The organism is Ruegeria sp. YTSC199 (assembly GCF_059609725.1).
Window position 1 is genome coordinate 153439 of record NZ_JBXWMF010000001.1, and the last position, 24832, is coordinate 178270.

Consider the following 24832-nt stretch of genomic DNA (forward strand, 5'->3'; position numbering starts at 1 on the left):
ACCGGTTGAAGCAACATGAGGAACTGGTGGAATTCAGGACTTGTGCCGTGGAGCTAAAATCCGGTTCATGGGTTCAGGATTGGCACGAGGCAGCGACGCGAAGTAGCACGTCCCAGACCTTAGTTTCGTCATAATAAAATTCGTATCTGGCAAAGAGCAGAAATAAACGGGAACAGGAATTGTTAAGCGCCATTATCAGCGCCGCTTCGCAGCGCTACATGGATGTACGTCTGAACGCCTCGGGCGGGTATCGGGTTCGCATTGTCGAACGCCCGGGCCTGTGGATGTCTCCTTCCGAATTGGATGAGCTGGTTGCAGACTTACGTCAGGTGGCGTCCAAAACGCTGCCCGCCGGAGAGTTGAACTATGGGGTCTTTACCGGCGATCGCGACAGGCTGGGGCAGTCGGTGATCACGCTGGTATCGCGCCGCGACGATCAAACGCCGGTAGCCTTCAATGCTCTGGCCTTGATGGAGGTCGATCTGGGGCACCGGTACGAGGAAGTGCTGCATTTGGGGTTAGTCATGGTCGATCCCGATCTGCGTAGTCAGGGTCTCAGTTGGGTGTTGTACGGGCTGACCTGCGTGTTGATGCTGTTCCGCAATGGGATGCGGCCGCTTTGGATTTCGAATGTAACGCAGGTGCCAGCGGTCGTGGGGCTGGTTGGCAGCGGGTTCGCACGTGTTTTTCCGGCGCCGGAGGGTGGGGCGCAAAACCGACGCAGCCTTCTGCATCTGTTGCTGGCCCGGGAAATCATGCGTCACCACCGCCATGTCTTTGGTGTCGGCCCCGAGGCCGGTTTTGACGAAGACCATTTCGTGATCTCCAGCGCTTATACGGGTGGTTCGGACCATTTGAAAAAGACCTTTGCCGACGCCCCCAAGCACCGGGATCAGGTAGTGAATTACTATTGCCAGGATCAACTGGACTACGACCGGGGTGATGACGTTCTGCAACTGGGTCAGATGGATACGCCAACCGCGCTGTCCTATGTCGGGCGCGAGGTTCCGCGCGGCTCATTCGCCGCTGTCGCGCTGGCCGTTTTTGCGGCTGTATTGCAGCGTCTGGCGATGCCGTTGTGGCAATGGGCCGACACACACCGGGATTTCGGCATTTTACGCGCCAGGGAACAGAGTAAATGAGCACGTTTTCATATCAGGAGTTCACCACGCGCAATCTCGATTTTGTCTCACAGGCCGAGCAGGATGCGTTGCGCAACGCCTGCGTTTTTGTCTGCGGCACCGGCGGGATGGGTGGCAGTGCAATCATGACCCTGATCCGTGCCGGGGTCGGGCGCTTGATCCTTGCTGATCAGGACAGTTTTGAGGTTTCGAACCTGAACCGGCAATTGTTTGCAACGTTGGGAACGATCGACCAAGACAAGGCGATTGCGACCCGGGATCAGTGTTTGAAAATCAACCCCGATGCCGAAATCGAAGTGCTGGGCGCGGATTGGCCGGAACACGTGGACCGGTTGGTACAAAGTGCGGATGTAGTCATCAACGGTACAGATGATCTTAGCGCCAGCCTGCTGTTGTATCGCACGGCGCGGATCAGTAGGCGGGTGGTGATCGACGCCTATGCCTCGCCCTTGCCATCGGTTTACGTCACAGGCTCAGGTGATCCGATGCCGGAAGAACGTCTGGACTACCCCACGCAAGGCACCCTCTGGAACGCGCTGACGTCAGAGATGCGCGATGCGGCCGTTGCCGCCGAGGCTGAATATGTGCTGACCCATTCTTCGTCCCGGCACCATGTGGATCTTGCCCTGGCTGGCGAAGTCATCGCCGGCACCCGCAGCCGGATGTCCTTTGCGCCCATGGTAATCATGGCAGGGACGCTGATGGCCGGCGAGGCGCTGCAGGCCGTACTGGGGCGCCCGCATGGCGCGGACTATCGCGGCTGGTTCCTGAACCCCCATATTGGCAAGGTCGAGCGTCCGTTGCCGGGCTTTCTGGCCGCCCTGATGCGACCGTTGGTTCGACGGCAGATGAACAGATGGTTGACCTCATGACCGATACGGCGGCCTTTCTGGCGGACACGTGGGTGTCGATCTGCGCCGCGATGGGCGCAGTGGTTGTATTGCTGCATCTGGACGATCTCGTGCAAAGGCCGAAAATTGCCAGACGGTTTCGGTTCTGCCTTTGGGTGCTGGTCGTACTGATGCTGTCGCGGATTGGGCACTGGGGTGGGTTGGGTTGGCTTTTCTCTGCTGTTGCAGCCTGTTGCGCGGCGTTGTTGCCCCTGGCTGCTTTGGTTCTTGCCGAGGGATTGCTGCGTCGCCACGCACCTCCAATCCTGAAACAGACCTGCGTCTGGGGGGCGGCTGTCCTTGGCCTGCTGGGGTTGCTGCAGTTCAGCAGTCTTGAGGTCTTACGACTGACTGGATTGCTTTTGTTCCAACTGATCGGGCTGGGTGGCGTGGCAGTGTTCGTGTCGCAACGCGACAGGGACAGCCTGTCTCCGACCGAGAACAGAACCGTCAACAGAATGAGTCTGTCTTTCCTGTTGATCCTGCCTTTTCTGGCAACGGATTACATGCGCGAAGCAGTGGTCGATGCCCCGGTCAGGCTGGGTGGTGTGGCCGTTTTAGTGCTGTGCTGGCTGTCGATAGGGATGAACCGCTCGGGGTTGCGGGCCGCAGATATTCTGCGCAGCTTCGGAATCGTGTTTCTGGTGACCGGACTGTTGACCCTGACCCTGTCCGGGCTTGTCTCGCTAGACTTGCGGGCCGGTATACAGGTCATGGCGATCGTTGTATCTGCGCTAATCTTGCTGGCGATATGGCAAGCCGCGATTGCCCTGCGAATCGAGGACCGCCAACTGGTTGCCCTGCGCGAGATCGCCGAGGCCAGGGGGCTGGGGCCGCAGGCAGGCCTAACCTTGTTGCGCCGCGCTGCCGGGGCTCCGGACGCGGTGCAGGTGGAAGAGGTCGATTTGAAGGGTATGAATCTGGGAGACCTGCGGTCCCGGTTCAGCGAAATGCCTGTTCAACAGGTGGGCGCTACGGATGATGAACAGGTAAACTGGCTGTTCTCCCGTTTTGAGGCGACCCATGCCGTGTTGCTTTCGACCGAACCGTTGAGGGTAGTGATGCTCAACTGCCCGGACTTAGCGACGCTGGACAGCACCGGAGCCGCCCTGCGCGCTGTGCAGCGGATGGCGGGATTTCTGGTGGCCGAGGCGCAGGGATGATTGAACTTCTGGAACGAGACTTCCCAAGCTTCTTTTCCGCTCCGTTCCACGCCTATGGGCCGGATACCCTTTACGTGTCACCGATGAAGGCGGATTTGAAGCGGTTCCTTTCCGTCGGAAATCCGCTGTTCTCTGAGGCGTCGGACTTTACCTACTTCTCTGCTCTACGGCAGGGTAAACCGGTTGGCCGGATCACGGCGCATCTGCACCGGGCCTCAAACGATCTGCATCATGAGGCCCGGGGGTGTTTCGGGTTCTTCGATTGCGCCGACGATACTGAGACTGCCACCGCCCTGTTGCAGGCTGCGGAAAACTGGGTCGGCAAAAAAGGCATGACGCGGCTGACCGGCAATTTCAACCTGACAGCGATGCAGCAGGCCGGCGTCATGACTGGCGGGTTCGATCAGGCACCCTTCACAGACCAGATCTGGGGACCGCCTCACCTGCCGGGGTTATTAATGTCGAACGGGTATAAGCCGCATTTTCACATGACAACTTTTGAGCGCCGTCTGAATGTGGCGCCCGCCCCGCAGGTCTTGCACGACACTCAGCGTGCGCACTTGCTGGATCAGGGGTTTTCCTTTGCCCCCGTTACTCGCGCGACCATTGCCGAGCGGCTTGAGGACGCGCGAACCATCCTGAACCGCAGTTTCAAAGACAATCCAATGTTCGTTCCAGTCACGGCCGAAGAGTTCCACTTTCAAGCCAAAGACATGAAATGGATCATGGACCCGCGCATATCCAAAGTGGTGCACTATCAGGGCAAACCTGCCGGAGCAGTGATAGCGATCCCCGATCTCAACCCGCTGTTACGCCGGGTTGGCTCCCGGATGCGCCTGTCTCTTCCGTGGCATTTTCTGCGTTACAAGGCCCGCAGAAATCGCGCCGTGGTGATTTTTCAGGGCGTGATGCCAGAGTTTCAGGGCCGTTCGGTCAATCCCCTGATGCTCAGCGAAATGACACGTGACATGATCGCTGCGGGGTATGAAACGGTTGGTGGCACCTGGATTGCAGACGAAAACACGGCCAGTCTGCGGCAAACCGAAAAGGCCGGGGCGATGCCGTTGCATCGGCTGCACCTGTTTTCCAAGGAGTTGACATAATGGACCGGGTGGAATTCGAAGCCGTTGTGGCGCAGGCGATGCTGGCCCCTTCGGCGCACAATACGCAGCCAGCGCGCTGGGCGTTGCGCGATGGCGGCATCGACGTTCTCGCTGAGCTGTCCCGGCGTCTGCCTGTGGGTGATCCGACGGATCGTGACTTGGAGGTCTCATGCGGTGCGGCAGTTGAAGGTACGGTTCTGGCTCTTGCCGCGCGCGGGGTAGGGGCCAAAGTGGTGCTGTCCGAAGGGGCAGGGGATACCGGTTTGAGGTCCATTGCTCGGGTTGTGCCTGAAGGCACCGCGGTCCCGGAAGATACTGCTTTGGCGGCAGAGATGCCCAAGCGTCTGACGCATCGGGCAGGGTTTTCACCTGCGCCAATCACCGCCTTCGAAAAATGGGTGAGCGCGGAAATGACGCTGGTAACGGAGCCGGCGCAGATCGACTGTCTGGCTGGCCAGATCGACATCGCTTCGGCGCGGATCATGCGGCCAAAACCCTTCCGTACTGAGTTGCTGCAATGGATGCGGTTGCGTAAGGATGATCCGAAATATGATTTCGACGGCCTGAACCGGGACGTTCTGGCCATGGACGCGTTCACCGCAAAACTGGTGCCGACGGTTCTAGCCAGCGGGGTCTACGACCTGTTGTCAACGCTGGGCCTTGGTCCGCAGCTTTCGGGTGAAGCCGCGCGCAGCAGGGCCGCAAGCGCGATTGCATTGTTTCACTGGCCCGCAGGTGGGTTGATGATCAACGCTGGACGGGCGTTTTACCGATCCTGGTTGCAGGCCACGGCCCGAGGGTTGGTGGGTTGGCCTGCAGCAGCGCTGGCGGATGATCCAGCCACGCGCGCGGCTATTTCGGATCGGTTCAATGTTCCCGGCGACCAGGTGCTCTTCAACGCATTGCGGTTGGGGGTCGCCAACGGAGCCACCCCCAGCCGCGCGCGCCTTTCCCTGCGCGACGTGATCGTTTAGGCGGCGATATTGTCGCCCACTTCTTTCAGCAGTTTCTCGGTCTTTGCATTTTCGATCCGATTGTGCAGACGCCGGGATTCTTCGCGGTCACGCAGCGTTTTGGTGATCGAGACGGTGGTGTGTACCAGCATCAGCGCGGACATCGAGTAGAACCCTTTCGCCGCAAAGCTGGCCTCGAGGAAATATATACCGCCTGCCATCATCGCAGCCGCGACAATGAATGAGGCGATGGTGAACATGTTCCACGCGTTCGACTGGGGCAGGTTCGGGGTTTCTTCGGTATTCATTGGTTTAATCCTTTCAGTTTATCAGTACGTTGAATTTGGTTTCTGATGTCAGTTCGACTTCGACTTGCCAGATTTTTGGGCCTTCTTTTTCAAGCGTTCGAGAACCTCGTCCGCATTGGAGCGCAAGGGCTTGCCGCAGCCGGCTTGGGCCAGACGGTCGCGGATATTCTCGGCTGATCCGGTGATCTCCAACTCGGTCATGACGCGGGCGGTGGCATCCATTTTGCTTTGCCGCTCCTGCAGTCGTTGCAGGGTGTCCTCGGCCTCGCGCAATGTGGTCAGGCCACTGTCAGGGGCCACCTGCTGCAGACGCTGCGTTTTGTCCGTCGCCGTGGCCAAGCGTTGACCGCGCTGCAATTGTCGCAGCCGGGTTTCAGCTTCGCGCAGAACGGTGCGAAGCCGGGCGATTTCCGCGTTGAACCGGACCTGCGCCTGGGTGGAGACGTCGCGTTCGGCCTCGAGATGTGCGATGGCGTCGGCCGCGTCACGGGCCAGATCCTCGCGGTTCTGTTGCAGGGCATCCAGCGTACGGGCCTCAAGGTCAGCGATCTGCTGGGTCAACCGCTCATGCTGTTTCTTCTCTTGCTCGTTCTGGGCCATCGCAACGGCGACGGCCTTGCGGGACATCTGAACAGCATGGGCGCAATCCCGGATTTGCTGCCGCAAAATGGGTAGGGCATGGCGGTCCGTTACTACGGTTGCCGCCTCATAGGCCCGGCCTCGTAACAAAGTGGCAAACTGTTTGAACATCTTTGGCTCCTCGTTTATGAACATTGTTCATGACGTGACTATGCGTTGATTCTGAACGTTGTTCAACATTAAAAATGAACACCGTTCATAAAATTGAATGTTGAGGAGATTTAAGTGGCGAAAAACAAAAGAGAAATTCTGAAGGAAAATCTACTGAGCGCAGCCGAGGATAGGATGAAGTCGCACGGATTGGCGGCTTTGCGGGCCCGAGATATCACCAAAGATGCGGGATGCGCGCTGGGTAGCCTGTATAACGCCTACGAGGATCTGGACCTTTTGATTATGGCGGTGAATTCCCGCACGCTGGCGCGCTTGCATGCGACATTACAAAGCGCATCAGCCTCAAAGGAAGACCCCGAAGACAAACTGTTGGCGCTTGCATTGGCCTACCTTGATTTCGGGACCGAGAACCCGAACCTTTGGGCCGCCCTGTTTGACCACAGGATGCCACCGGGCGTGCCAGTGCCCGAATGGCACCTGGAAGAACACGCAGTTCTGATTGCCGAGGTCATGGCTCCGTTGTCGCAATTAAGTCCGGGGCTGGATGAGGCCACTCTGGCTTTGCGTTCGCGCACCGTGTTCTCGGCCGTCCATGGCATCGTCAAGCTTTCGCTTGAAGGCCGGTTTGTCGCGTTGGACACTGATGCCGTGCGGTCAGAGTTGTCGAGGTTCGTCCTGCAGTTCCTGCGCGGGTATCAGGCAGACCAATTAGAATAATGGGTTAACCACGGCTGAAAACTCGCCCCGAGATTGCCGTTGCATCATCGAAGCAAACGCGGGCAAATTGGCCAGAGGGGCAGGGGCTGAGCTACACATGGCAACACAATCCGAAGGTAGAGCGGTCTTTCTGACGGGTAGCCTGATGGGCCACGTTACCCGTATGTCGCTGACCACCAGCATTGGCCTGATGGCGATTTTCGCGGTGGATTTCGTCGACATGATCTTCATTTCGATGCTGGGTAACGATGCGTTGGCCGCTGCGGTCGGCTATGCCGGAACGCTTTTGTTCTTCACCAATTCAATCAATGTCGGTCTGTCGATTGCCGCTGGCGCCTTAGTGGCGCGGGAGTTGGGAGCCGGTCGGCATGAACAAGCGCGTCAATTCGGCACCAGCGTTGCGGTTCTGGGTGCTCTGGTCGGGTTGGTCATCTCAGTGACCGTCCTGTTCAACCTGACATTTTGCCTGTCTCTGCTGGGCGCAGAGGGCGAAGTGCTACGACTGGCCACCCGCTATGTTTCGATCATCCTGCCGACCATGTGGGTGATGGCGGTTGCCATGACTGGGATGGCGGTGTTGCGCGCGTATGGGGATGCGCGGCGCTCGATGCAGGCCACGATTTACGGCGGGGTGGCAAACGCGGTGCTGGACCCGATCCTGATCTTTGCCGTTGGGTTGGGGCTGGACGGGGCGGCCATCGCCTCGGTCATTGCGCGAGTTTGCATGTTGATTGCGGCAGTCAGACCGGCAGTGCGCGTGCATCGTGGTTTTGGGCGACCATCGCTGCGGAAGTTGGGGGAGGATGTCAAACCTGTCCGAGCAATTGCCGTGCCCGCCGTCCTGACCAATATCGCCACGCCTATCGGCAACGCCATTGTAATCCGCGAGATCGCGCAGTTCGGAACCGACGCTGTGGCCGGAATGGCGGTAATCGGGCGGCTGATGCCGGTGGCGTTTTCGGTTGTTTTTGCCCTGTCCGGGGCCATCGGCCCAATTGTGGGGCAGAACTTTGGGGCAGGGCAGTATGACCGGGTGAAAGCGACCTTCTTGGCGGGTGTTAAATTCACTGCTGTGTATGTCTGCCTGATGGCGGCAACCCTGTTCCTGCTGCGCGCACCGATTGCCGACCTGTTTCTGGCGCAGGGGCAGACACGGGCGCTGATTTATCTGTTCTGCGGACCGCTGGCCTTGGCCTCATTCTTCAACGGGGTGATCTTTGTCGCGAATGCCAGCTTTAACAATCTGGGTCACCCGATTTATTCGACCTGGGTGAATTGGGGGCGGCACACGCTGGGCACCTGGCCCTTCGCAGTTGCCGGGGCCTATATCGCGGGCGCACCCGGCGTGTTGCTGGGGCAGGCGCTGGGAGGAGTCATCTTTGCCGTGATCTGCTGGATGCTGGTCCGGCGGGTTGTTGCGAACCTGGCCGCGCCACAACCTGCCGACCCTTTTGCAGGGCAGACCCGCTTGCAGGCCCTTTTTGGTCGCCGTGGCTGGTAAGTGTCAGTTGCCCTGATTGCGCGCTTCGAGCCGTTCAAGGTTAACCACCGTCGACAACATCAAACGGTCATGGCTCCAATCTTCGGTCTGACGGACCGACGCGGCGGCCAGCCCCAGGACGAGTGCGAACAGGATGGTCAGGCCGAGGAACATGAACGGCATCGACGTTTGAACCGCAGGCGCATCCGCCAATGCGATCACCCGTTGACGTAGTACATGTCTCGCCTTGCCACCGGTGACCAGCGCCACGTTGAGAACGCGCGGACTGCCACGCTCAACGGTGCGGGCACAATAGTCCAGCAGGCAATTGGTATAATCGCGCGCGTTGATGTTTTTGCGTGCCACGACCGACTGATCGCAGGCCAATTCACGCAGGCGGTCGAACTGATACTTCAACACCAGATAGGCGGGGTTCCAGAATAGCAGAGGACGCAGAAGTTCGAACCCCAACTCCCATTCGACATCCCCGGCGCGCACGTGCTGAAGCTCATGCGCAAGTGCAAAGCGCAGCTCGCGCGGGGTGTCCAGCAGGTGGCTGGGCAACACGACATGACGCCGACGCAAGCCCCGGACCGCGAAAGGAACGGAAATGCGGTCGGAAAGGCGAATGTCCACCGTTGCCGAGCGGCGCCACAAGAAGCTGGTGTTGACCGTCTCGCGGATCGCCAGCCCGTCGCGGATCACGCGCAGGGTATAGATCAGCGACGCAAGCGCCATCAGCACAAGGGTCACGGATACAATCGGGTAGTCTCCGCTAAACAATACCTCAACCCAACGTTGGCGCGTGTTCAGTAACGCCTCAAACTGAGTGGCGGGCATCGCGATGTCGCCACGCAGATAGGCCGCCACGGCAATGTCGCCGATTGCAACGGTGCCTTTGGCCTGCGTGTGCGTCGCCAGCGCAGATACGCCCAGGGCCAGCAATGGGCTTACGACGATACACAAACAAAGCGCCTTAAGCGCACGCAGCTGCACCACAAACCCGTAGCTGAGTGAGGTTCGGGACAGAAGCCCCCGAGCGACCAGCCAGAGAATTGCGGCAAGGCCGAGGACAAGATTCCATTCAAGATACGCGTCGAGAACCGGTCTAACCGCTGTCATTTTGCAGTCTCCTCTCTACCAGTGCCCGAATTTCCTCCAGATCGGCTTCGCTAAGGCCCGCATCATCAACCAGACGTGCGACCAGCGTGGCAGGTGTGTCGTCGAACAGGGTTCGCGACAGGTTCTGCAGCGACCGTGCCTGATACCTGCCTTTTTCCAGAAGCGGCGTATAGATCAGCGTCTTCCCGTCCTTGTGGCTTTCGACAAAACCTTTGTCGTCCAGAATCCTCAGGATGGTTGCGCCGGACGTATAAGCCAGGTTGCGTTCTGGCGGCAGGCGATCCAGCACGTCACGGACCGAGCCCCGACCGAGCGCCCAGAGCTCATTCATGAACTCTAGTTCCACTTCGGTCAGCAGGTTTGTTGTTTTTTTCTTTCGCATCGGTCTTTCGTGTCGCATTTTTTAGTATGCCTGACAGACAAGCATCCTTTCGCTGTTTCGCAAAGCTTAAACTTTCCAGAAGACGAAGATGCCCCAGCCGATCGACAAGAAAAGGGGTATCCAGACGGGCTGACCCACCAGCCCGAGCCAAGCCAGGAAGATATAGGCCGAACCCAGCAGGGTGATGAACAGCCGATCACCCAGCGTAGTCGTCAGGCCCAGCACACCGCGCCGCTCAATCCCGTCGCGGTATTTGAAACCTTCGAGCACGCCAATCAAGGCGATGGCCGAGAAGATGCCCACGAACAATGCCAGAGTCGCCGGGGTCCAGGCCATCCAGAAGTCTGGCCACAGAGGGTCGGTCCACGAGAACCCCTTTTCCTCTTGCTGGCCGACATTGCCCCATCCGGTCTGTGCCTGGGCAAAGGCCGTCGAGGGTAGGAAGGGAAGGGTGAGAAGTAGTTTACGCATATCGAACCTCACACGCGTCCCATCGCGAAACCACGCGCGATGTAGTTGCGGACAAACCAGATGACGATGGCGCCGGGGATGATGGTCAGGGTTCCCGCAGCGGCCAGCAGGCCGAGTTCATACCCGGCGCTGGAGGCCGTCCGGGTCATCACGGCAGCGATGGGCTTGGCCTCGACCGCCGTCAGGGTTTTGGCCAGCAGCATTTCGACCCACGAGAACATAAAGCAGAAGAATGCCGCGACGCCCACGCCCGCCTTGATGTTGGGCAGGAAGATCGTCACGAAGAAGCGCGGGAAAGAGTAGCCGTCTACATAGGCCGTTTCATCCAGCTCTTTCGGGATGCCGCGCATGAAGCCTTCCAGAATCCAAACCGCCAATGGCACGTTGAACAACGTATGCGCCAGCGCCACGGCCAGATACGTGTCAAACAGATGGATTGATGAGTAAAGCTGGAAGAAGGGCAACGCGAACACCGCCGCTGGGGCCATCCGGTTGGTCAGCAGCCAGAAGAACAACTGCTTGTCCCCCAGGAACCGATAGCGCGAGAACGCGTAGGCCGCAGGCAGGGCCACACAGACCGAAAGCACTGTGTTGATCGTCACATAGATGATCGAGTTGATGTAGCCCCAGTACCACGTCGGATCGGTAAAGATGGTGATATAGTTTTCCAACGTAAAGGTCTGTGGAAACAGGGAAAAGCCTGACAGAATCTCGTTCGTGGTCTTGAAGGACATCGCCACCAGCCAATAGATCGGCAGCATCAGGAACGCGATATAGAGGATCGGGATAAGGGACCGCTTCTTCATTGCGCGTCATCCTTTGTCATCAGAGTGTAGAAGACCCAGCTGACCAGCAGCGTGATTGCGAAATAGATCAGGCTCATCGCGGCCGCAGGGCCAAGGTCGAACTGTCCCAACGCAATCTTCACAAGGTCAATCGATAGCAGGGTGGTTGAGTTGCCGGGGCCGCCGCCGGTCAGAACGAAGGGCTCGGTATAGATGTTGAAACTGTCCATAAACCGCAGCAGAACGGCAATTGTCAGGACGGTTTTCATCTTAGGCAGCTGGATATAGCGGAACACCGACCACGGGCTGGCGCCGTCGATCTTGGCGGCTTGGTAATAGGCATCGGGGATCGACACGAGACCGGCATAGCACAGCAAAACCACCAGCGAGGTCCAGTGCCAGACATCCATGACAACGACCGTGATCCAGGCCGAGATCGGCTGTTGGGTCATGTCATAATTGATGCCCAGAACGTCATTCAGGAAGTACCCCATCAGGCCGATCTTGGGCAGGGTGAAGATGTTCCACATCGAGCCGACCACGTTCCACGGGATCAGCATCGGCAGTGCCATCAGGACCAAACAGACCGGCACCCAGAAGCCTTTGCGGGGCATTGATAGGGCGACGATGATGCCCAGGGGAACTTCGATCAGCAGGATCAGGAAGGTGAACAGGAATTGTCGACCCAATGCAGCCTGAAACCGGTCGGATCGCAGGATCTGCTCGAACCAGCCCAGACCTTCCCAGAAGAACTGGTTGTTGCCGAAGGTTTCCTGAACCGAGTAGTTGACCACCGTCATCATCGGCACCAGTGCGTTGAAAGCAACCAGTGCAAGCACCGGCAGGACAAAGAACCACGCTTTTTGGTTTTCCGTTCTCATTGCGCCCGCTCCTCGGTTGCGATCCAGCCGTCGCGATAGACGCGGGATTGTTCAGGATTGAATTGCAGGAATACCTGCGAGCCCGGCTCGGGTGCGCTGTGTTCGGTCACAGCTTTTAGCGCGGTGTTGCCCACCATCGCGCTGACCACGTAGTGGCGGCCAATGTCGGAAACCTTGGTCACCTGCGCCGGGATGCCGGTATCACCGAAGCCCACATATTCCGGGCGGATACCCAGGTCAGTGCGGCCTCCGTCGCCATGGGTAGGCCCTTCCAGCATCACTTCGTGGCCTTCGAACATGGCGCGGTCGCCTTTCGCCTCACAGGGCAAGACATTCATACCGGGCGAGCCAATGAAATGGCCGACGAATGTGTGCTGGGGACGTTCAAACAGTTCGACCGGGGTGCCGATCTGAACTACTTCGCCTTCCTGCATCACCACAACTTCGTCCGCGAAGGTCAGCGCCTCGGTTTGGTCGTGGGTCACATAGATCATGGTGGCTTTGACCCGCTGATGCAGTTCTTTCAGTTTGGACCGCAGCTTCCATTTCAGGTGCGGGTCGATCACAGTCAGCGGTTCATCGAACATCACCGCGTTCACGTCGTCACGCACCAGACCGCGTCCCATCGAGATCTTCTGCTTGTTGTCCGGGCTGAGGCCCGAGGCTTTGGTGCCCAGCATATCGGTGACATCCAGCATCTCGGCAATCTCGTCAACGCGGCGCTTGATCGTTGCGGGGTCGACACCCCGGTTCTTCAGCGGAAAGGCCAGGTTTTCGCCCACGGTCATGGTGTCGTAGATGACCGGGAACTGGAATACCTGCGCGATGTTGCGCTGATCGGGGGGCAGGGCGGTTACGTCCTGACCGTCGAAAAGAATTTGCCCTTCGGAGGGCGTCAGCAAGCCAGAGATGATGTTGAGCAAGGTGGACTTGCCGCAGCCAGACGGGCCAAGCAGCGCATAGGCACCGCCATCGCGCCAGGTCACGTCGATTTCCTTCAGCGCATAATCCTCCGGGCCCTTCGGCGACGGCATGTAGCTATGGCGGAGGTTTGAAAGCTTGATTTGTGCCATGTCAGGCCACCCTTTTGCCGTCTTGGCCGAAATACCGACAATGAGCCGGGTTCATGTAGAAACTGTGATCTTCACCGACCTGATAGGGGTGCACACCTGCGGCGAGAGAAACCCACGCGTCATCGCCATGCTGGAAATGCGCGCTGGAGTCTGAGCCCGACAGTTCGGTCACGATCACGCGGCCCGTCAGTTCCACATCCGCGTCAGACGTGCGGAAGGGTGTCACCCGGTGCGGGCGCACGGCGACCATGTAGTCTCCATCCGCCATATTCGTGACGGACCAGCCGCCTCCACCAGCCAGTTGTGCCTGAGCACCAGAGACGGTGATTCGGCCCAAATTAATCGGCGGGTCTGAGAACACGCGTGCGGCGGCGATGTTCTCGGGGTTGCGATAGATGTCGGCGGTCGGGCCGAATTGGGTCACGCGACCGTCTTCCATCAACGCGGTGTAACCGCCCAACAGCAGCGCCTCTTCGGGTTCCGAGGTGGCATAGACCACCACGGCCCCACGTCCGGCAAATAGATCAGGCAGCTGTTCGCGCAGTTCCTCGCGCAGTTTGTAGTCGAGGTTTGCCAACGGCTCATCCAGAAACACCGCGCGGCTCTCCTTGGCAATCGCACGGGCCAAAGCGGTACGCTGTTGTTGCCCCCCCGACAGCTCATGCGGGCGACGGTGCAGCATCGGGCGCAGTTGTAGCAGATCGGCGGCCTCTTCAACGCGACCTTCAATCTCGGACTTCGCCATGCCGGCCACGCGCAGCGGCGAGGCGATGTTGTCAAAAACACTCATATGTGGGTAGTTCACGAAGAACTGGTGCACGAGGCTGATCTGACGCTTCTGCGTGTTCAGCCGTGTCACGTCCTGCCCATCCATCAGGACCTTGCCTTGGGCGATCGGGTCCAGCCCGGCCATCATCTTAATCAGAGAGGTCTTGCCCGAGCCGGTCGCGCCCAGCAGCACATTGAAATGGCCGGTCTGAAGCGTCAGGTTCGTGGGCTTGATATGGATAACATTGCCAACGCGTTTGGTGGCGTCTTGTAATTCGATCATGTCCGTGGGTTCCGGTCGTTCAGTGCAATGCACTGGTCTTTGGGGTGGGGATGCCTGAACCGGCACCCCCGGGTTTCAATGGTTCACTGAGACTGCCAGCGCTGAACCAGTTCGTCATAGTTGACGGTCTGACCCTGCGGCTTTTCGTTCTCAAGCTTGGCTTTCGGCGAACCGGCTTTTTCCAGCCAGAACTCCGGGTCCTGCGGTTCGTTCAGACGGGGGCCACAACCACCGTAGACACCGGCGCTTTCATCCGCGGCCTGCATACGGGCCATGGTGATGTCCATCTCTTCGGCCAGACGGTCCATCGCCTCTTGCGGGGTAAACGCGCCCGAGTTCACATCACCGATCTGCTGCCACCAGATCTGGGCCAGCTTCGGATAGTCCGGCACGTTGATGCCAGTGGGCGACCATGCCACACGGTCAGGAGAGCGGTAAAACTCGACCAGACCACCCAGCTTGGGTGCGCGTTCGGTGAACGACTCGTGGTTGACCGAACTATCGCGGATGAAGGTCAGACCCACGTGGGACTTCTTCACATCGACAGTCTTGGAGGTCACGAACTGAGCGTACAGCCAGGCCGCCTGAGCGCGATCCGCTGGGGTCGACTTCAGGAAAGTCCAGGAACCCACGTCCTGATACCCAACCTTCTGGCCTTCTTCCCAGTAGGGGCCGTGCGGGCTGGGCGCCATCCGCCACAGCGGCGTGCCCTCGTCATCCACGGTGTTGTTGCCTTCGGATTTCGGCTTCACCATGTCGGCAGTAAAGGCGGTGTACCAGAAGATCTGCTGGGCGACGTTGCCTTGGCTAAGTGCTGGTAGCGACTGGTAGAAGTCATAGGACGCCGCACCCGGAGGCGCATAGGCACGCAGCCACTCATCCCATTTGCGGATCGCGTAGACCGCAGCGGGACCGTTTGCAGCACCACCGCGGGACACGGATGCACCAACAGGGTTACAGGTGCCCGCTTCCATGCGGATGCCCCACTCATCAACCGGAATGCCGTTCGGCTCGCCGACATCACCGGCACCGGCCATTGACAGCCAAGCATCGGTCATACGCCAACCAAGGTCAGGTGCGCGCTTGCCGTAGTCCATGTGGCCGTAGATCGCCACACCGTCGACTTCTTTCACGTCATTGGTGAAGAACTCGGCGATGTCCTCATAGGCCGACCAGTTGACCGGTACGCCCAAATCATAGCCGTACTTTTCTTTGAACGCGGCTTTGTTGTCCTCATCATCGAACCAGTCTTTCCGGAACCAGTAGAGGTTCGCAAACTGCTGATCGGGCAACTGGTAAAGCTTGCCGTCAGGGCCAGTGGTGAACTGAATGCCCATAAAGTCATCCAGGTCCAGCGTCGGCGATGTGGTCGCCGCCCAGTCGCCTTCCATCATGTCAGTCAGCGGGTAGGCCAACTGCAGGCGCGAGTGGGTGCCGATCAAGTCACTGTCGTTGACGTAGCCGTCATAAAGGTTTCGGCCGGTTTGCAGCTGCGTCTGTACAGCCTGAACCACTTCACCTTCGCCAAGGATCTGGTGGTTGACCTTGATGCCGGTGATTTCCTCGAATGCCTTGGTCAGAACCTCGGATTCGTAAGAGTGGGTCGGAATGCCTTCGGACAGGACGTTAATTTCCATTCCAGCGTAAGGTTGTGCAGCTTCGATGAACCACTGCATTTCCGACATCTGTTCGTCTTTCGACAGGGTCGATGGCTGGAATTCGTCGTCGATCCAACGTTGTGCTGCGGCTTCGTCGGCCCAAGCAGGACCGTGCCCCGCAATGACGGCAGCCGCCGCCACTGCGGAAAGTAGATGTCTCCGCATCTGTTTCCTCCCAAAAATTTATGGTTTCCGGCGCAAACCGGATGGCGAACAGCATCAGCGATTTCTTGCGTATGTGTCAAACTAAATTTTTAGTAATTGATGAAATTGAGGGTAGCGCAACGACAACGCATCCTCGGTTGTCAATTTTTGAATTCGTTGTAAGCTGCACCCGCGATTACAAAAAATGCCGCTGACGAACGTGTCGCTGATTGGCAAAATCACTAGGACGTATGAGGATAGGCAATGTCCCAGAGTCTGTTGAAATACACGCGTGTACTGGAAATTGTGGGGGATACGATCAAGGTCAGGGTGCCGTTGGACGGGTCCGCAGAAGCTGCGGTTCGGTTCAATGACCTAGCGGTGATCGAGACGGTCGATGGGCATAAAACCTTGGCGCAGGTGATTTTCATCGACCACGATGTGGTGACGCTACAGGTGTTTTCCGGCACCAAAGGGATCTCGACCGAAGCAACCGCGACCTTCCTTGGTCACCCGATGCAGACGCCGTACTCGGCCAATATTCTGGGTCGTGTGTTTGATGGGGCAGGGGTGGCGATTGATGGCGGGCCGGACCTGTCGGCTGAGCCTCGAATCGAAATCGGAGGGCCGACTGTAAACCCGGCTGAAAGAGCGGTCCCGAATAAGATGATCCGCACGGATGTGCCGATGATCGACGTGTTCAATACGCTGGTCGAAAGCCAGAAAATCCCGATCTTTTCAGTGTCGGGCGAGCCGTTCAATGCGTTTCTGAGCCGAATCGGTATTCAGGCCGACGCCGATATCGTGGTGTTCGGCGGGTTGGGTTTGATCTTTGACGATTATCACACATTTCGGACGTCGTTCGAAGACGCGGGCGTGTTCTCGCGCACGGTGATGTTCGTCAATCAGGCGATGGACCCTCTGGTCGAACGCCTGTTGGTGCCCGACATGGCGCTGGCCGTGGCCGAGAAATTCGCGGTGGAGGAGGGCAAGCGTGTTCTGGTCCTGTTGACGGACATGACCGCCTTTGCCGATGCTATGAAAGAAGTCGGGATCAGTCAGGAACGGGTGCCCTCACAACGTGGCTATATGGGCGATCTCTATTCGCAACTGGCGCGGAGGTACGAGAAGGCCTGCGACTATGCCAAGGGCGGATCGGTGACGGTGCTGACCGTGACGACGATGCCCGGCAATGACGTGACCCACCCGGTGCCGGACAATACGGGTTACATCACCGAAGGGCAGATCTATCTGCATTCCGGCGTGATCGACCCTTTCGGCAGCCTCTCGCGCCTCAAGCAGAACGTGATTGGCAAGACCACTCGCGAAGATCACGGCCAGATCATGAATACGATGATCCGGTTCTATTCCGAAAGTCGCGATGCTGCGCAGAAGCAGGCGATGGCGTTTGATCTGTCGGACTACGATCGCCAGTTGCTTAAATTTGGTGCGTTGTTCCGGTCGCGCTTCATGGACATCAACGTGTCGATCCCGCTGGAAGAGGCACTGGATCTGGGGTGGAAGACGCTGGCCGAGTGTTTTGCACCGGAACAGTTGCTGATGAAACAGGCTTTGGTCGACAAATATTTCCCGAAGGATGCCGATGGCGCGGTTGCAGCTGAATAAATCGTCGCTGGCCCGCCAGCAGACGCAGCTAAAAAGCTATGAGCGGTTCCTGCCGTCGCTGGACCTGAAGCGCCAGCAGTTGATGGCGGAACGCGCCAAAGCGCGCGAGGATGTGCGACGCCTGGAAGAAGAAGTGCAGGAACTGGCCCAACAGGTCGGGGCAAAGCTGCCAATGCTGGCGCAACAGGGTATCGATCTGGACGGTTTGGTTGAACTGAAGGACTACAAAGTCAAAGAGGTCAACGTTGTCGGCGTCAAGATGCCCGCTCTCGACCGCATCGAGGTTGCTGTGCGGCCTTATTCTTTGTTGGCCAAACCCCATTGGGTCGATGCGGCTGCGCAGTTGCTGCACGACATGATCGAAGCGCGCTTGCGGGTCAAAGTGGCAGAGGAACGGGTCAAGATTTTTGACAAGGCCGTCGCCACAGTCACCCAGCGCGTCAACCTGTTCGAAAAGGTTCTGATTCCACGCGCCAAGGCCAATATCAAGAAAATCCGCATCTATCTGAGCGATGAGCAGATGCAGGCCGTCGTGCGCTCGAAAATCTCGAAACGCAAACACGCGCAGGAGGCGGTGTCATGAGTGTCGCGCGCCTCAAGAAGCTGTCGCTGGTTGGGCGCGCCGAGCAGAAAACTGAAACGCTTGAGGCGTTGCAGGAACTGGGATGTATGCATGTCCTGCCGCTGGCACCACCGCCGGCCGAGCCTGAAAAGATCAGTGAGCGCGGCGCACGGGACGCCTACAAGGCGCTGCGTTTTCTGAATGATGTGCCCGAGCCGCGCCGCCAGATACAGCGTGACCCTAGTTTTGACATGGACCGGTTCGTCAAGGACGTGCTGGACTTGATGCAGCGCACGCGTGACACGACCGACCGGCGGGACTTTTTGGCCCACCGGATTACCCAAGTGCGGCCTTGGGGAGATTTGGACTTCCCGCCCGATGACGTGCTGGCAGGCAACCGGCTGTGGTTCTACCAATTACCGGTGAAACACCGCGATGCACTGTCTGAACTGTCGCTGCCCTGGGCCATACTGGAGCAGGACCATCGTTTCATTTACGCAGTCCTGATCGCGCCTGACGAACCCGCCGACGACATCCTGCCGGTTGCGCGCACCCATACCGGGTCGCTGCCTATTCGTGAATTGGAAGCGCAGCTGGAAGAGGCCGAGATCGCCATCGAAGCGCTTGAGGCTGAGCGGGTTGCACAGACACGGTATCTGACGCTGATGCGGCGGAACCTGTCCGTGGCGGAAAGCGCGGCGGAACTGGCTCATGCAACCCAGAAAGTGCGCGACGAACAGGTGATGTTTGCTCTGCAAGGCTGGGTGCCCGAGGATCGCATCGATGCGGTTTTGAACATGGCCGAGGCCAAGCATGCCGCTGTTCTGATCGAGGAGCCAGCACCAGGCGACGTGCCGCCCACACTTCTGGAGCAACCGGAAAAACGCAGTGCTGCAGTAGACTTGGCGCTGTTTTATCAAGTGCCCGGCTACAAGGACTGGGACCCCAGTGTCATCGTCGCCGCCTCGTTTGCGTTCTTTTTCGCGATGATCGTGGCCGATGCGGGATACGGAGCCGTCATCTTGCTGGGCCTGCTGCTGTTTTGGAAGCGGATGGGAGGGACCGTCGGGCAGAGATCGTGGCGGCTTTACGGGCTGATCCTGTCGGGCGCCACGATTGTGTACGGTATTCTGGTCGGAAGCTATTTCGGAGTGTCGCCGCCGGATGGGTCTATCTGGGCCAAACTCAAGCTGCTGGATATGAACAATTTCGGGGCCATGATGATGGTGTCGATTGTAGTCGGTGTTTTGCATCTGGTTCTGGCCAATGCTCTGGCCGCTTGGGCGGCGTGGGGGCAGAGGAAGGCCATCGCCAATCTGGGGTGGATTGCGGCGCTAATTGGCGGGTTCGTTCTGTGGCTCAGCTACATGAAGGGAAACTCCCCGGCACCGGGCACAGCGATACTGATCGTGGGGGCTCTGGCGATCCTGCTCTTCTCCAGTGAGCGGGTGATCAAGAAGCCCACCGACTGGGCATGGCGTCTGATCGATGGTGTGCAAGGCCTTGCCGGAGCTATGGGCGCGTTTGGAGATGTGCTCAGCTATATGCGCCTGTTTGCGCTGGGACTGGCTTCGGCCTCGCTGGCGATCACCTTTAACGATCTGGCGATGTCAGTGATTCACGCGCTGAAAGGGCCGGGCATTCTGTTCGGTCTGCTGATCCTGATCATCGGTCACATCCTGAACTTCGCCCTCGCGCTGATGAGTGGCGTCGTCCACGGATTACGTCTCAATTACATCGAATTCTTTAAATGGGGTCTGCCGGACGAAGGCATCGTCTTTCGCCCGTTCGCCCGCAAGGAGGTTCAGGAATGAATGAGCTTGTTTTGACATTGGGTTGGCTGGGAATCTATGCGCCCATGGCGCTGGGTGCGGCGGCAAGCGCCATTGGCTGTTCAATTGCGGGGATGGCCAGCATAGGTGCCATGACTGAAACCGAGGGCGGTTATGGCCGGTTCGTTGGTGTCTCGGCTTTCCCCTCGACCATGGTGATCTACGGCATCGTCATCATGTTTACGCTGAACCGCGACGTGACGCCGGATAACGCCGGCGGGCTGTTCGGGATCGGTATCCTTTCGGGTATCGCTTTGATGTACTGCGGCATCTGGCAGGGCCGGGCCTGTGCCGCGGCGATAAACGCAACCAAAGAGAAACCCGAAATCTTCGGTCTGTCGCTGGCTCCCGCCGCGATTATCGAAGGTTTTGGCGTCTTCGCCTTCGTCTTTGCGCTGGTCATCAGTGCGGGGATCAGCTGATGGCACAGGATGGGATGATCTCGCATGGTGTCGACGCTCTGATTGACAAGCTGCGCAATGATGGGGTGGCGGCCGGGCAGGCGGATGCGGAAAAACTGCGCGCGGATGCCAAGGCAGAGGCTGCGAAAATACTGGCCGACGCCAAGCACGAAGCGGATGCGTATCAGAAAAAGGCCCGCAGCGAGTCCGACAATTATCGCGCGGCAGGCGAAGAGGCACTGAACACCGCCATGCGCGACGCGGTCTTGACCATGAAGGCAGGCCTGACGGACCGGTTCCGCGAAGATGTCGAACGTCTGGTCACCAAGGAAATGGGTGATCCGGATCTTCTGAAACAGATGATCCTCGAAGTCGTGGGCCGTGCCGCCGCTGAAGCTAAACTGGACGGCAAGGTGCAGGTCATCCTACCCGCCAAAGTCGCAACGCAAGAGGATATCAAGCAGAACGCCGACGACATTCAGTCAGGCAAGCTGACCAAATACGTGCTTGGTCTGACCGCCAAGATGTTACGCGAGCAGGTCGAGCTGCACGCTTCGGACGATGCGCAGGACGGTATCCGCGTCCGGGCCGAGGACCAGGGCGTGGTACTGGACCTGACCGACAAGGCCGTCGCCTCGCTGCTGATGGAACACCTGCAACCCCGCTTCCGCGCGGTGTTGGAAGGGGTGATCCGGTAACATGTCGGACCCCGACGCCTATATCGCGCTGGTCAGCAGTCTTCCGGGCTCGGAACGTTTGTTTGTTGCCAAACAGCCGCCCTTGTCACGGTTGCGGCTGGATCGGCGTCTGACGGCGCTGGCGCCTGAGGATGCGCGTGTTTTGAAGCTGTTAGAGCACGCGTTGAACTGGAGCGACTATAATATGGACGTCACCGATGCTCAGGCCATCGAGCGCTGTAAGGAGGCGTTGCGCGACATCCCGCAGCCGAGCCTGCGCGCGTTGTTTCTTGAGCGGATGGACCTGCGCACGACAGTCGCCGCGTTGCGTCTACGCAAGCAAGGCGGCAACCCGGCAACCGGAACGTTTGGCATGGGGCGCTGGGCCCGGCACATCCCAGCCAACTGGACCGACCCGAGTTTCCGTCTGGAAGGCCCTATGCCTTGGATCAAAGAGGCCAATCAGTTGCTGGATAAAGAAGACCCGCTGGGACTGGAGCGTTTGCTCTTGTCGGTCAGCCACAAACAACTGAAAAAGCATGCTGCCCGCCACCTTTTCGATTTTGAGGCCGTGGCGATCTACGTGCTGATCTGGAACATTTTTGACCGCTGGGCGCAAAGCAATGCGCAGGACGCGGCCACGAGATTTGAAAATCTGGCACAGCAGGCCATGGCCGGTGTCGCCGAGATTGATTTTGATGGAGCAAGCGCATGACAGCCCCAACCCCCACCAGGCAGACCACCACCGCCCGCGTCGTCTCGGTGCAGGAGGGGCTGGTTCAGATTCAGGCCAATCACGATGCTTCGGGGCGGCCCGGGCAACTGGTCAAGAACGAGGTCGTGTTCATTCTGCCCACACGGCCCGGTCCAAGTGGGCGGCAGGAACGCTTGAAGGCCGAGGTGCTGCGCGTGCGTGTCGATATAGCAGATGTGCAGGTGTACGAAAGCACCGACGGGGTGGCCGTGGGCGATCCGGTTGAGCAATCGGGGCAGTTGCTGTCCGTTGAACTCGGTCCGGGTCTGCTGGGGCAGGTGTTTGATGGCTTGCAATCGCCGCTGCCCAAGGTGGCTGCCGAATTCGGTACCTTCCTGCCGCGCGGAGCGGATGTAGCCCCGCTGGACACGCAGGCCAAGTGGTCGTTCACGCCGTCGGTCAAGGTTGGCGACACGGTCACAGCGGGCGACAGCATCGGGACCGTGCCCGAGGGCCATTTCAACCACAAGATCATGCTGCCGTTCAACTGGGTGGGCGATTACAAGGTGGTCTGGGTGCAAAAGGGCGCTGCCACAATCCACGACATCGTCGCACGCCTTGAGGACGAGCAGGGGGGCGAGCACACACTGACCCTCTCGCAGAAATGGCCTGTGCGGCGTCCGTTGCCGGAAAGCATCCTGAAACGCGCATTGTCCGAGCGGCTTTATCCGACCGAGCCGGTTCTGACGTCTCAACGTCTGATCGACACGTTCTTTCCCATCGCGCGCGGCGGTACGGCCTGTATTCCGGGGCCATTCGGGGCGGGCAAGACGGTGCTGCAGAACCTGATCGCGCGAAATGCCAAGGTGGATATTGTGATCGTTGTCGCCTGCGGTGAGCGGGCGGGCGAGGTGGTCGAAACGATTCACGAATTTCCCAAGATGACCGACCCGACGACAGGCGGCAGCCTGATGGATCGCACGATCATCATCTGTAACACGTCCTCCATGCCGGTTGCCGCACGCGAAGCATCGATCTTCACCGGCATCACCCTTGGCGAGTATTACCGCCAGATGGGCTATGACGTGCTGTTGATCGCAGACAGTACCAGCCGTTGGGCACAGGCGATGCGCGAAACGTCGGGCAAGCTTGAGGAGATACCGGGTGAGGAGGGTTTTCCCGCCTATCTGGAAAGCTCGATCAAGGGCCTGTACGAGCGCGCTGGTGCGATGAAGACCAACGATGGCGATCTGGGAAGCCTGACCCTGATCGGCACGGTGTCACCTGCGGGCGGGAACTTTGATGAGCCGGTCACGCAATCGACGCTATCCACGGTGAAATGCTTCCTTGGCCTGTCCTCCGAGCGCGCCTACAAACGGTTCTACCCTGCGGTCGACCCAATGCTCAGCTGGTCACGCTATACCGATCAGCTGTCGGACTGGTACGACAAAAACGCTGAACCGGGCTGGACCGGCAAGGTGCGCGATCTGATCGAGCTGATAGAAAAAGGCGAGCAGGTCGACCAGATGATGCAGGTGACGGGCGAAGAGGGGGTCACCATCGAGGACTTTGTCACCCAGCAAAAAGCACTGTTTGTGGATATGGTCTATCTGCAGCAGGATGCGTTCGACAAGGTGGACGCTACCGTTCCGCTTGAGCGTCAGAAGATGACCTTCAAGCTGGTCTATGACGTGACCCAATCGACGGCAGAGTTCGCGGATAAGGCAGAGGTGCGGCAGGTGTTCACGCAACTGACTGGTCTGATGAAGAACTTTCACTACGCGGCAGAAAACACACCGGAATTCAAATCAATCTGGGGACAGATTCAGGATTTGTGCCGCGACAAGTTCGGCACTTGAAAAAGAGCATTTTTCAGAAGCTGCGAGCTTCGAGGTTTTCATTTTTTGCAGCTAGTTCATCCCGTTCTGTTGTAGGTTCGGGAGTTCGACTTCGCGAGCAAATACGGCGTTGCAATACCAGATACCATTCAGAACCTGCTTGGTTTTATTCACCCTGCGGGCGGGTTCTATAATGTCAGACCGCCGGTAAATGAACGAATGCAAGAAATGAATAAACCGTTCCAGATGAGCGTGAAACCGGTTGTCCAGGTTTGTTGAACACTAAACCTGCAAATAGGCAATCCGGCCATTTCGCAACATATCAGAAAAACCCAGAAGAACATCCAGGTCGTAGGCTTCAGCGTCGCCTTTTAACTAGTCGATTGCTTCAATGCCCATGCTCTCGCAGATGGGGCGCCAGTTTCGGCTTCGACTTCAATCTCATCTTTTGAAAGTTGCTCTCCTTCGGGAATCTTGTGTTTTCCTGTGTTGAGGTCGGCAGTGAACCGTACGTGTCCAACCTGCGAGGCTAGGCGCATTTGGTAGGCGAAAACTAACCTGTCGCCACTCACGACCTATTCCAATCGAGAGAACGTTTTTGGAACCGGCTCGAAGCAGTGGATTTCAGCTTCTGGAAGCAATATCCGAAACAACAGAAAAGACTGACCAACGTTTGCGCCTACATCGAAATCAGTCAGCTTTCCAAAATCATTTGTTGCTGATTTGGCTCTGGAAAGAATCTCCGTAAATGGTCGGTTATCCATTACGTACACTCCCGTGAGGAACACTTATTGTTTTTGCGGCTTTATTGAGTGCAGTTCTTTTGGTTCGAGCTAATCAGAACTGAAAGGACCTGTCAGAACAGCAGTTATTCGCTTATGAATGTTCAGTTTTTTGGATAGTTGGATATGACAATGGTAGCCCGTAGGGGAATCGAACCCCTCTTTCCAGGTTGAAAACCTGGCGTCCTAACCGATAGACGAACGGGCCATTTGTCAATGGCACAAGCGCAAGTGGTAGCCCGTAGGGGAATCGAACCCCTCTTTCCAGGTTGAAAACCTGGCGTCCTAACCGATAGACGAACGGGCCACGCTGGCTTGTGGAGGGCCTTTTACGGTTTCACCGTGAC

The 24832-nt window shown here is 58.3% G+C and carries 24 protein-coding genes and 2 tRNA genes; 14 read left to right on the forward strand and 12 right to left on the reverse strand.

Annotated elements, in window-relative coordinates; all coding sequences use genetic code 11:
* Positions 1 to 218: 218 nt before the first annotated feature.
* From AC2FEE_RS00790 to AC2FEE_RS00810, 5 genes are read left to right on the forward strand one after another with little or no spacing between them, the layout of a single operon-like run.
* Positions 219 to 1142: a hypothetical protein gene (locus AC2FEE_RS00790; RefSeq protein WP_496862406.1), complete on the forward strand. Its 924-nt coding sequence runs from the start codon at positions 219 to 221 to the stop codon at positions 1140 to 1142.
* Positions 1139 to 2014, forward strand: coding sequence for a HesA/MoeB/ThiF family protein (locus tag AC2FEE_RS00795; RefSeq protein ID WP_496862408.1), 876 nt, complete (start codon positions 1139 to 1141; stop codon positions 2012 to 2014). Before AC2FEE_RS00790 ends, AC2FEE_RS00795 begins: the two co-directional genes overlap by 4 nt.
* A complete protein-coding gene (locus tag AC2FEE_RS00800; RefSeq protein ID WP_496862410.1) occupies positions 1999 to 3195 on the forward strand; it encodes a hypothetical protein in 1197 nt (398 codons plus the stop codon). The genes AC2FEE_RS00795 and AC2FEE_RS00800 overlap by 16 nt, the downstream gene beginning before the upstream one ends.
* On the forward strand, positions 3192 to 4298 hold the full coding sequence (locus AC2FEE_RS00805) for a hypothetical protein (protein WP_496862411.1): 1107 nt from the start codon (positions 3192 to 3194) through the stop codon (positions 4296 to 4298). The genes AC2FEE_RS00800 and AC2FEE_RS00805 overlap by 4 nt, the downstream gene beginning before the upstream one ends.
* Complete coding sequence (locus AC2FEE_RS00810; RefSeq protein ID WP_496862413.1) at positions 4298 to 5272, forward strand: hypothetical protein; 975 nt, start codon at positions 4298 to 4300, stop codon at positions 5270 to 5272. Before AC2FEE_RS00805 ends, AC2FEE_RS00810 begins: the two co-directional genes overlap by 1 nt.
* On the opposite strand, the gene AC2FEE_RS00815 is transcribed toward AC2FEE_RS00810, so the two are convergent.
* A complete protein-coding gene (locus AC2FEE_RS00815; RefSeq protein WP_496862414.1) occupies positions 5269 to 5559 on the reverse strand; it encodes a YiaA/YiaB family inner membrane protein in 291 nt (96 codons plus the stop codon). The genes AC2FEE_RS00810 and AC2FEE_RS00815 overlap by 4 nt on opposite strands.
* Before the next feature lie 48 nt (positions 5560 to 5607).
* Positions 5608 to 6309: a PspA/IM30 family protein gene (locus AC2FEE_RS00820; protein WP_496862415.1), complete on the reverse strand. Its 702-nt coding sequence runs from the start codon at positions 6307 to 6309 to the stop codon at positions 5608 to 5610.
* A gap of 114 nt (positions 6310 to 6423) precedes the next feature.
* On the opposite strand from AC2FEE_RS00820, the gene AC2FEE_RS00825 reads away from it, so the two are divergent.
* Together AC2FEE_RS00825 and AC2FEE_RS00830 are read left to right on the forward strand one after the other, a co-directional pair.
* Entirely contained in the window at positions 6424 to 7026 is a 603-nt protein-coding gene (locus AC2FEE_RS00825) for a TetR/AcrR family transcriptional regulator (protein ID WP_496862417.1), read from the forward strand.
* A gap of 97 nt (positions 7027 to 7123) precedes the next feature.
* Entirely contained in the window at positions 7124 to 8527 is a 1404-nt protein-coding gene (locus AC2FEE_RS00830) for an MATE family efflux transporter (RefSeq protein WP_496862418.1), read from the forward strand.
* Between the two features lie 3 nt (positions 8528 to 8530).
* Here the strand turns inward: AC2FEE_RS00830 and AC2FEE_RS00835 are convergent, their stop codons facing one another.
* The 8 genes from AC2FEE_RS00835 to AC2FEE_RS00870 all read right to left on the reverse strand — a co-directional run bounded on the left by AC2FEE_RS00835 (position 8531) and on the right by AC2FEE_RS00870 (position 16094).
* The gene (locus tag AC2FEE_RS00835) at positions 8531 to 9628 is read right to left on the reverse strand and encodes a M56 family metallopeptidase (RefSeq protein WP_496862419.1); all 1098 of its coding nucleotides are present in this window, start codon (positions 9626 to 9628) and stop codon (positions 8531 to 8533) included.
* Positions 9615 to 10010: a BlaI/MecI/CopY family transcriptional regulator gene (locus tag AC2FEE_RS00840; RefSeq protein WP_496862420.1), complete on the reverse strand. Its 396-nt coding sequence runs from the start codon at positions 10008 to 10010 to the stop codon at positions 9615 to 9617. Before AC2FEE_RS00840 ends, AC2FEE_RS00835 begins: the two co-directional genes overlap by 14 nt.
* A 66-nt stretch (positions 10011 to 10076) precedes the next feature.
* The gene (locus AC2FEE_RS00845) at positions 10077 to 10481 is read right to left on the reverse strand and encodes a DUF2160 domain-containing protein (protein WP_496862422.1); all 405 of its coding nucleotides are present in this window, start codon (positions 10479 to 10481) and stop codon (positions 10077 to 10079) included.
* 8 nt (positions 10482 to 10489) lie between these two features.
* Positions 10490 to 11287, reverse strand: a complete 798-nt coding sequence (locus AC2FEE_RS00850) for a carbohydrate ABC transporter permease (protein WP_058280831.1) — start codon at positions 11285 to 11287, stop codon at positions 10490 to 10492.
* Positions 11284 to 12147 carry a carbohydrate ABC transporter permease gene (locus tag AC2FEE_RS00855; RefSeq protein WP_496862423.1) on the reverse strand — a complete coding sequence of 288 codons (864 nt, stop codon included), beginning with the start codon at positions 12145 to 12147 and terminating at the stop codon, positions 11284 to 11286. Before AC2FEE_RS00855 ends, AC2FEE_RS00850 begins: the two co-directional genes overlap by 4 nt.
* Positions 12144 to 13220, reverse strand: a complete 1077-nt coding sequence (locus AC2FEE_RS00860; RefSeq protein ID WP_496862424.1) for an ABC transporter ATP-binding protein — start codon at positions 13218 to 13220, stop codon at positions 12144 to 12146. Before AC2FEE_RS00860 ends, AC2FEE_RS00855 begins: the two co-directional genes overlap by 4 nt.
* A 1-nt stretch (position 13221) precedes the next feature.
* Positions 13222 to 14271, reverse strand: coding sequence for an ABC transporter ATP-binding protein (locus AC2FEE_RS00865; RefSeq protein WP_496862425.1), 1050 nt, complete (start codon positions 14269 to 14271; stop codon positions 13222 to 13224).
* Between the two features lie 83 nt (positions 14272 to 14354).
* Complete coding sequence (locus tag AC2FEE_RS00870; RefSeq protein ID WP_496862426.1) at positions 14355 to 16094, reverse strand: ABC transporter substrate-binding protein; 1740 nt, start codon at positions 16092 to 16094, stop codon at positions 14355 to 14357.
* A gap of 243 nt (positions 16095 to 16337) precedes the next feature.
* On the opposite strand from AC2FEE_RS00870, the gene AC2FEE_RS00875 reads away from it, so the two are divergent.
* Genes AC2FEE_RS00875 through AC2FEE_RS00905 form a run of 7 tightly spaced genes read left to right on the forward strand, consistent with a single transcriptional unit; the run spans position 16338 to position 23724 of the window.
* Positions 16338 to 17699 (forward strand): V-type ATP synthase subunit B, encoded by a 1362-nt coding sequence (locus AC2FEE_RS00875; RefSeq protein ID WP_496862427.1) that lies wholly within the window; start codon positions 16338 to 16340, stop codon positions 17697 to 17699.
* Positions 17677 to 18282, forward strand: a complete 606-nt coding sequence (locus tag AC2FEE_RS00880) for a V-type ATP synthase subunit D (protein WP_496862429.1) — start codon at positions 17677 to 17679, stop codon at positions 18280 to 18282. The genes AC2FEE_RS00875 and AC2FEE_RS00880 overlap by 23 nt, the downstream gene beginning before the upstream one ends.
* Positions 18279 to 20075 carry a V-type ATP synthase subunit I gene (locus AC2FEE_RS00885; protein ID WP_496862431.1) on the forward strand — a complete coding sequence of 599 codons (1797 nt, stop codon included), beginning with the start codon at positions 18279 to 18281 and terminating at the stop codon, positions 20073 to 20075. Before AC2FEE_RS00880 ends, AC2FEE_RS00885 begins: the two co-directional genes overlap by 4 nt.
* The gene (locus AC2FEE_RS00890; RefSeq protein WP_170441555.1) at positions 20072 to 20515 is read left to right on the forward strand and encodes an ATP synthase subunit C; all 444 of its coding nucleotides are present in this window, start codon (positions 20072 to 20074) and stop codon (positions 20513 to 20515) included. Before AC2FEE_RS00885 ends, AC2FEE_RS00890 begins: the two co-directional genes overlap by 4 nt.
* Entirely contained in the window at positions 20515 to 21192 is a 678-nt protein-coding gene (locus AC2FEE_RS00895; protein WP_496862432.1) for a hypothetical protein, read from the forward strand. Before AC2FEE_RS00890 ends, AC2FEE_RS00895 begins: the two co-directional genes overlap by 1 nt.
* A gap of 1 nt (position 21193) precedes the next feature.
* Positions 21194 to 21886 carry a hypothetical protein gene (locus tag AC2FEE_RS00900; RefSeq protein WP_496862433.1) on the forward strand — a complete coding sequence of 231 codons (693 nt, stop codon included), beginning with the start codon at positions 21194 to 21196 and terminating at the stop codon, positions 21884 to 21886.
* Positions 21883 to 23724, forward strand: coding sequence for a V-type ATP synthase subunit A (locus tag AC2FEE_RS00905; protein WP_496862434.1), 1842 nt, complete (start codon positions 21883 to 21885; stop codon positions 23722 to 23724). Before AC2FEE_RS00900 ends, AC2FEE_RS00905 begins: the two co-directional genes overlap by 4 nt.
* 894 nt (positions 23725 to 24618) lie before the next feature.
* Here AC2FEE_RS00905 and AC2FEE_RS00910 read toward each other — a convergent pair.
* Both AC2FEE_RS00910 and AC2FEE_RS00915 read right to left on the reverse strand, forming a co-directional pair.
* Positions 24619 to 24693 (reverse strand) — tRNA-Glu (locus AC2FEE_RS00910).
* Between the two features lie 24 nt (positions 24694 to 24717).
* Positions 24718 to 24792 (reverse strand) — tRNA-Glu (locus AC2FEE_RS00915).
* Between the last annotated feature and the right edge of the window lie 40 nt (positions 24793 to 24832).